The organism is Novosphingobium beihaiense (assembly GCF_022832375.1).
Lineage (GTDB): Bacteria > Pseudomonadota > Alphaproteobacteria > Sphingomonadales > Sphingomonadaceae > Novosphingobium > Novosphingobium beihaiensis.
Genome location: NZ_JALHLG010000087.1, coordinates 1 through 6,506 on the forward strand (window position 1 = coordinate 1; position 6,506 = coordinate 6,506).

The 6,506-nt window shown below is 63.8% G+C and carries 8 protein-coding genes and 1 pseudogene; 8 read left to right on the forward strand and 1 reads right to left on the reverse strand.

What is annotated here, in order from left to right; all coding sequences use genetic code 11:
- Positions 1–63: 63 nt before the first annotated feature.
- The 6 genes from MTR66_RS20990 to MTR66_RS21015 all read left to right on the forward strand — a co-directional run bounded on the left by MTR66_RS20990 (position 64) and on the right by MTR66_RS21015 (position 5,411).
- Positions 64–321 carry a recombinase family protein gene (locus MTR66_RS20990; RefSeq protein WP_268740643.1) on the forward strand — a complete coding sequence of 86 codons (258 nt, stop codon included), beginning with the start codon at positions 64–66 and terminating at the stop codon, positions 319–321.
- Positions 279–1,295, forward strand: coding sequence for a recombinase zinc beta ribbon domain-containing protein (locus MTR66_RS20995; RefSeq protein WP_268740644.1), 1,017 nt, complete (start codon positions 279–281; stop codon positions 1,293–1,295). Before MTR66_RS20990 ends, MTR66_RS20995 begins: the two co-directional genes overlap by 43 nt.
- Positions 1,296–1,762: 467 nt before the next feature.
- Positions 1,763–2,593 carry a hypothetical protein gene (locus tag MTR66_RS21000; RefSeq protein ID WP_243924666.1) on the forward strand — a complete coding sequence of 277 codons (831 nt, stop codon included), beginning with the start codon at positions 1,763–1,765 and terminating at the stop codon, positions 2,591–2,593.
- Positions 2,594–2,668: 75 nt separating this feature from the next.
- Positions 2,669–2,947 (forward strand): hypothetical protein, encoded by a 279-nt coding sequence (locus MTR66_RS21005; RefSeq protein WP_243924668.1) that lies wholly within the window; start codon positions 2,669–2,671, stop codon positions 2,945–2,947.
- A gap of 297 nt (positions 2,948–3,244) precedes the next feature.
- Positions 3,245–4,501 (forward strand): tetratricopeptide repeat protein, encoded by a 1,257-nt coding sequence (locus MTR66_RS21010; protein ID WP_243924676.1) that lies wholly within the window; start codon positions 3,245–3,247, stop codon positions 4,499–4,501.
- Between the two features lie 43 nt (positions 4,502–4,544).
- A complete protein-coding gene (locus MTR66_RS21015; RefSeq protein ID WP_243924677.1) occupies positions 4,545–5,411 on the forward strand; it encodes a hypothetical protein in 867 nt (288 codons plus the stop codon).
- Between the two features lie 23 nt (positions 5,412–5,434).
- Here MTR66_RS21015 and MTR66_RS21020 read toward each other — a convergent pair whose 3' ends face one another.
- Positions 5,435–5,617 (reverse strand): hypothetical protein, encoded by a 183-nt coding sequence (locus MTR66_RS21020; protein WP_243924678.1) that lies wholly within the window; start codon positions 5,615–5,617, stop codon positions 5,435–5,437.
- A 69-nt stretch (positions 5,618–5,686) separates the two neighbouring features.
- Between MTR66_RS21020 and MTR66_RS21025 the strand changes: the two genes are divergently transcribed.
- Both MTR66_RS21025 and MTR66_RS21030 read left to right on the forward strand, forming a co-directional pair.
- A complete protein-coding gene (locus MTR66_RS21025; RefSeq protein ID WP_243924679.1) occupies positions 5,687–5,899 on the forward strand; it encodes a hypothetical protein in 213 nt (70 codons plus the stop codon).
- Positions 5,900–6,016: 117 nt separating this feature from the next.
- A pseudogene (locus MTR66_RS21030) lies at positions 6,017–6,506 on the forward strand (IS5 family transposase); the annotation flags it as partial.

Here is a 6,506-nt window from a genome sequence, read left to right on the forward strand (position 1 = left end):
GCGTGCGCGAGGCGGTTTGCTCATCACCGCCCCTTAACGAACTGGCTTCGCTAACGGAATCCATTGGTCATTTGCGCAACAAAGCCAGACCGAACTATCAACGACGCTCAAGCCGAGGTCGTCCGGCGCATCTTCCGCGACTATGCCGCGGGCAAGTCGGCCAAGGCGATCGCCTTCGCGCTCAACAAGGAAGGCGTCCCCGCCCCGTCAGGCGGGGACTGGGGTTTCAGCACGATCAACGGTAATCCGAAGCGTAGGAACGGATCCTCAACAACGAGATGTATGTCGGCAAGATCGTCTGGAACCGTCAGCGCTTCGTGAAGGCCCCCGACACGGGCAAGCGACAGGCCCGGCCAAATCCGGAAGAGGAATGGGTGATCCAGGACGTTCCGGAGCTGCGCATTCTGGACGACGAGCTCTGGGAAGCCGTGAAGGCGCGCCAGGCCAGGGACCGCCTCGCCCGGGATCAGAACGGCCACGCCGACGTGGCAGCCGTCCACCGTCGCCGGCGTCCGAAGTATCTCTTCTCCGGCCTTACCAAATGCGCGTGCTGCGGTGGCGGCTATTCGGCGATATCCGCGACGCTGATCGGCTGCTCGACGGCACGGAACAAGGGCACCTTCAACAATCGCGTCAACATCCGCCGCGATGAGTTGAAGGCCCGCGTCCTAAATGCCCTGCGCACCCGCCTTGTCGATCCTGCGCTATTCGCGAGGTTCTGCGAGGTCTTCACGCAGGAGGTCAATCGCCTGCGCATGGAGGGTCGCACCAACGTGGCAGCGGCAGAGGCCGAGATAACGAAGATTGATCGCGAGCTGGACACCCTGCTCGACCTGATCCTCAAAGGGCGCGCGGCCGACGGGATCAATACGAAGATGGTTGGCCTGGAGCAGCGGAAAAAGGAAGTCGAAGCCTTCCTCGCAGAGGCTGACGAGCCTCCGCCGCTTCTGCATCCCTCGATGGCGCAGATCTACCGCTCGCGCGTTCAGAGCCTCTATGACGCCCTGCAGAGCGAGGACGAAGAAAAGCGTACGGAAGCCGCAGATATTATCAGGACACTGGTCGAGGACATCGTGCTGACGCCGGTGGATGGCAAGGTGGAAATCGACGTGCGCGGCGATCTCGCTGGAATCCTTACGCTTTCGGTGCAAACGAAAAACCCCGCCGGAGGGGCGGGGTCATCGCAAGTAAAGATGGTTGCGGGGGCCGAGTGCCACCGGTGCAGAACTCGCTTCCGTTTGACTGACCACAGCATTGTTAGGACGGTAGCGCGCCCAACGGGTAACCCCATGTGATTGTATGACATGCTCTGGCTGCCGGAGTCAGAGCGGCCAAGTTTGGGACTTTGCCGCCATTCCCCGGTCGGCGTCGAAAGGGCGGCTTTCAGCCGAACACAGGACGTTCTGGAAGAGAGCAAAGTGCAGTATGGAACGGGAAAAACTAGCCGCGAGCGGTCTGACGGCTGTCGGCATTCCCAGGCCCAGTCGGCCGGAAGCTGCGATTTTGGCTATCTATCGATGCACCGCAACGCGCGGCGAGATAATTGTCCTCCGTGGTTAGGTACCTGCCTTCTTTCAATCGGTTCGTGAGCAGAACTTTCTTATCCTTTGTCGAACCAAGGCGCTCAATTTCTGTAACATTGGTTTCCATCCAGCAAATTGTCCGGCGCTTCTCCAAGAATAGGGGACGCACCAGCTCGAAAAAATGTATCACTCTCTTGTCTGCAGCGATTCGGGGGGATTGCGTGAGCACACGCAGGATGATGAAGTTGATCGCCGGGCCAATTTTGGCCGGTCTGCTAACAATCCCCCTGCCTGCGACAGCCGCGACCCGGCCGCAGGATCTGAGCGGGGCGAGCCGGGCGCAATACGATCGGGTGCAACGGGATCGCGACCAGATTGCGGCGGATCTGCGGCTTTCCCGCAAGACGGTTGATGCGATCGCGGCAGTTGTCCTGGGCAAGCAAAGCCGTTTGAACGATACACAACTCGTCAATGCAATCCGCGAACAGGCGAGAACGGCGCGGCGGTTGCTTGACGAGAATGGCAAGCTGCGTGAGCGTATCGCCTATCTTGAGAACCCGGCAATCCGCGATCCCGCACTGGCGGCGCTGAACCGCGCGCACCGCGCGATCGACGAAGGCCGCTTTACCGATGCGGAATTTGAGTATGCGACGATCCGGCAGATCCGCTGGGACCAGGTTCACGATGGACTGGAATCGTGGAAGGCGGCAGTTGATGGTCAGGCAGGTGCCGCGATCCTGGCGGGCGAGTACGACCGGGCCGAAGATCTGCGTCTTGCTGCTGGAGAAGAGATGCGCGCCCGCCTGGAGGCTGCTGGCAAGCAGGCCCAATGGGAACAGATTTGCGCCGCGGCTCGGGAGCGATACCAATATGGCGATGTGTTCGGCGCGCCCGAGGCTCTGGAGCGGGCGGCCAGCCTGTACCGAGAGCGTGCGCTTCCCATGTATCCGGAACCAAGCTGGCAGTGGGCTCAGGTCGAAAACAGCCTTGGCATTGTGTTGGGGGGCCAGGGGGAGCGAACGGGCGGCGCTGCGGGCGTTGCGCTTCTGGACCGCTCGGAGGCAGCCTAAGAAGCGGCGCTGCGGGTCAATACCGAGACGGCCAGCCCGATTCAGTGGGCCGCGACCCAGAACAACTTGGGCAATGTGCTCCAGGTCCAAGGGGAGCGCACGGGCGGCGCTGCGGGCGTTGCGCTTCTGGACCGCTCGGTGGCCGCCTATGAAGCGGCGCTGCGGGTCTATACCGAGACGGCCAGCCCGATTCAGTGGGCCGCGACCCAGAACAACTTGGGCAATGTGCTCCAGGTCCAAGGGGAGCGCACGGGCGGCGCTGCGGGCGTTGCGCTTCTGGACCGGTCGGCGGCTGCCTACGAAGCGGCGCTGCGGGTCAGGACCGAGACGGCCAGCCCGGTGGAGTGGGCCTAGACCCAGACCAACTTCGGCAATGTGCTCCATGTCCAAGGGGAGCGGACGGGCGGCGCTGCGGGCGCTGTGCTTCTGGAGCGGTCGGCGGCCGCCTTCGAAGCGGCGCTGCGGGGCAGGACCGAGACGGCCAGCCCGGTGGAGTGGGCCTAGACCCAGACCAACTTCGGCAATGTGCTCCATGTCCAAGGGGAGCGGACGGGCGGCGCTGCGGGCGCTGTGCTTCTGGAGCGGTCGGCGGCCGCCTTCGAAGCGGCGCTGCGGGTCAGGACCGAGACGGCCAGCCCGGTGGAGTGGGCCATGACCCAGAACAACTTCGGCAATGTGCTCCATGTCCAAGGGGAGCGGACGGGCGGCGCTGCGGGCGCTGTGCTTCTGGAGCGGTCGGCGGCCGCCTTCGAAGCGGCGCTGCGGGTCAGGACCGAGACGGCCAGCCCGGTGGAGTGGGCCAGGACCCAGAACAACCTCGGTAACGTGCTTGCGACCCAGGGGGAGCGCACGGGCGGCGCTGCGGGCGCTGCGCTTCTGGAGCGGTCGGCGGCCGCCTTCGAAGCGGCGCTGCGGGTCAGGACCGAGGCGGCTAGCCCGGTGGAGTGGGCCGCGACCCAGAACAACCTCGGCATCGTGCTCCGGATCCAGGGGGAGCGCACGGGCGGCGCAACGGGCGCTGCCCTTCTGGACCGGTCGGCGGCAGCCTTCGAAGCGGCGCTGCGGGTCTATACTGAGACGGCCAGCCCGGTTCAGTGGGCTACGACCCAGAACAACTTCGGCATCGTGCTCGAAGTCCAGGGGGAGCGCACGGGCGGCGCAACGGGCGCTGCCCTTCTGGACCGGTCGGTGGCCGCCTTCGAAGCGGCGCTGCAGGTCTATACCGAGACGGCCGGCCCGGTTCAGTGGGCCATGACCCAGAACGACCTTGGCGTCGTGCTCCAGGTCCAGGGGGAGCGCACGGGCGGCGCAGCGGGCGCTGCGCTTCTGGAGCGGTCGGTGGCAGCCTTCGAAGCGGCGCTGCGGGTCTATACCGAGACGGCCAGCCCGGTTCAGTGGGCCTCCACCCAGACTAACCTCGGCGCCGTGCTCGAAGTCCAGGGGGAGCGCACGGGCGGCGCAGCGGGCGCTGCGCTTCTGGAGCGGTCGGTGGCAGCCTTCGAAGCGGCGCTGCGGGTCTATACCGAGACGGCCAGCCCGGTTCAGTGGGCCTCCACCCAGACTAACCTCGGCGCCGTGCTCGAAGTCCAGGGGGAGCGCACGGGCGGCGCAGCGGGCGCTGCCCTTCTAGACCGCTCGGTGGCCGCCTATGAAGCGGCGCTGCAGGTCTATACGACGGCCAGCCCGGTGGATTGGGCCAGGACCCAGGCCAACCTCGGCAATGTGCTCCGGGTTCAGGGGGAGCGCACAGGCGGCGCAGCGGGCGTCGCGCTGCTGGAGCGGTCTGCGGCTGCCTACGAAGCGGCGCTGCGGGTCTTTAGCGAAGCTGGTGCAACCCGGTACGCAGAGATTGTGAAGCAAAAGCTCGAGGCCGTTACGACGCTACTCCATCAGCGAAGTGCACCGTGACCAAGCTTATTTACCCAGATCCGATTTTGCGTGCGAGGCATAGATGGCGATGAAACCCGGCAGACGCTCCGTACCCCAATCGCGCGTCCAAGCATCCGAAAAGCAACGCCCGCTCAGCCCGAAGCTGTTCTGGATCTGCGCCGCCCTGACGCTCGTCTATCTTGGCGTCATCTTCTGGCGCTCGATCGGCGGCACACCGCTCGAGACTTTCAGTATGGAGGGGGCGGCCGGGGAAGCCGTCGGCATCTGGCCTCGCGTGTTCCTGATCGGCCTTGCCGTGCTGTTCCTGATCGCTGCGCTGGCGACCAGCGAGATCATTCCGCCCAAAGGGGCTTGGACCTGGGCTCACTTGCGGCGGCCCAAGGTACTCAGCCAGATCGTCTTCCAGTTGCTCAGTGCAGCGGGCTTTGTGGTAGGCATTGGCAACATTTTCAATACGGCTGCGGACCAGAAGACTGCTGAAGCGATCAAGGCGCAGACCGACGTCTTAGTGACCACGAGCGCGAACACCGCAACCAAGCTTGACGACCTCGATAGCTGGTTGAGGACGCGATTCCCTGACGATCCGCCGGTCCTGAGCGAGATTGGCGGGCGTTGGGGCGACCTGAAACCGGCATGCGAGGTGATCTGGAACATCTCTATCGTCCGGCGCGGGGAGGACGCGGCGCTGATTGCCGAGACGGTGAAAATTCCGGCCGGTGTGAAGCCGTATCGCTTCGTGGGCAGTATCACCAAGGCCGATCCGGACACGCTTTACGTCGAAGGGGTCGAGCCGGAAGCGGCGCTCGGTTCGGCGGCCCATTTCACGTTCAATGCCGCAACCCAGCGGCTGAGCTGGGATGATCGCGCCCGGGGATCGGGCGGCGTGGAGGTCTATCGGCGTTGCGAGGGACCCGAGCCTTTGCAATGAGAACGAAGATTGAACGTTGGCCGCTACCAGACGCGTTCCTGCCCCCCGATCTTGTGAATGTCGGCTTCGATGGAGCACCTGTAGCTTTCGGCGATGTTGAACATCTCCATCTGGAGACCTGAGATTTCATCATCCAGACTCGCGCCATCAGCATCCAGATCATAGGCGAGGGTCAGCGTGTAGTCGCAGTTCCCGGTCTTCTGCATCTGATAATCCCGCTCCAACATCGCCTCTATGCACCCGCGCGCGGGCTTTCTGCCACAGCCATCCATCACATGCGGTTTCCCGGCGGCGAGGCCGGCCAGATCCGCGGATACGACGGCGACCTGACGATGGCGGTGGGAACGCCATCCATCCCCGTCGGCCGGTCGGTTTGGGAATTCGGGACGAACGACAAGCCGGCCGCGAAGTTCAAAAGCGACTATGAAACCAGGGTGGAAGACACAGACGAGAAGAGCCCCGTAAGCGGCCGGCCCAGTTCCTCATGAAGTCCGTCCTTGCTGCACGCACGAACGGCGGCCTTCGAACTAGCGCGTAAACTCATAAAATGGCTTGAGGTTTGACGGATATGCTGATTCACACCCCTCCAAGATTGGAGGGGTGTGATGGCACGGCGGCGCTACGAATTGACGGATCGGGAATGGGCAATCATCGAGCCCTTGCTTCCCAATAAACCGCGTGGCGTGGCTCGGGTGGATGATCGCAGGGTCCTCAACGGTATTATGTGGCGCTTCCGGTCTGGTGCAACCTGGGCCGAAGTTCCAGAGCGCTATGGGCCCTCAACGACCTGCTACAACCGGTTCGTGCGCTGGCGCAAAGCCGGTGTCTGGGATCGACTTCTGTCAGCCGTCTCGGCCGATTATGATGGAGATCTGGTCATGATCGATTCCACCTGTGTCCGCGTCCACCAGCATGGTGCGACGGGTAAAAGGGGGGATCCTGTGATCGTGGCATGGGACGTTCCAGGGGTGGCCTCAGCAGCAAACTCCACGCTCTTGTCGATGCTCACGGACGTCCTATCGGCCTGACACTGACCGGCGGCCAAGTTCACGATGCCTGTGAGGCCGAGGCTCTGATCAAGGTTATTCCGGCAGG

Coding starts and splice junctions, on each gene's coding strand:
- MTR66_RS20995 (WP_268740644.1), top strand. CDS start 279: ATGTATGTCGGCAAGATCGTCTGGAACCGTCAGCGCTTCGTGAAGGCC.
- MTR66_RS21015 (WP_243924677.1), top strand. CDS start 4,545: ATGGCGATGAAACCCGGCAGACGCTCCGTACCCCAATCGCGCGTCCAA.
- MTR66_RS21020 (WP_243924678.1), bottom strand. CDS start 5,617: ATGCAGAAGACCGGGAACTGCGACTACACGCTGACCCTCGCCTATGAT.
- MTR66_RS21025 (WP_243924679.1), top strand. CDS start 5,687: ATGCGGTTTCCCGGCGGCGAGGCCGGCCAGATCCGCGGATACGACGGC.
- MTR66_RS21010 (WP_243924676.1), top strand. CDS start 3,245: ATGACCCAGAACAACTTCGGCAATGTGCTCCATGTCCAAGGGGAGCGG.
- MTR66_RS21000 (WP_243924666.1), top strand. CDS start 1,763: ATGAAGTTGATCGCCGGGCCAATTTTGGCCGGTCTGCTAACAATCCCC.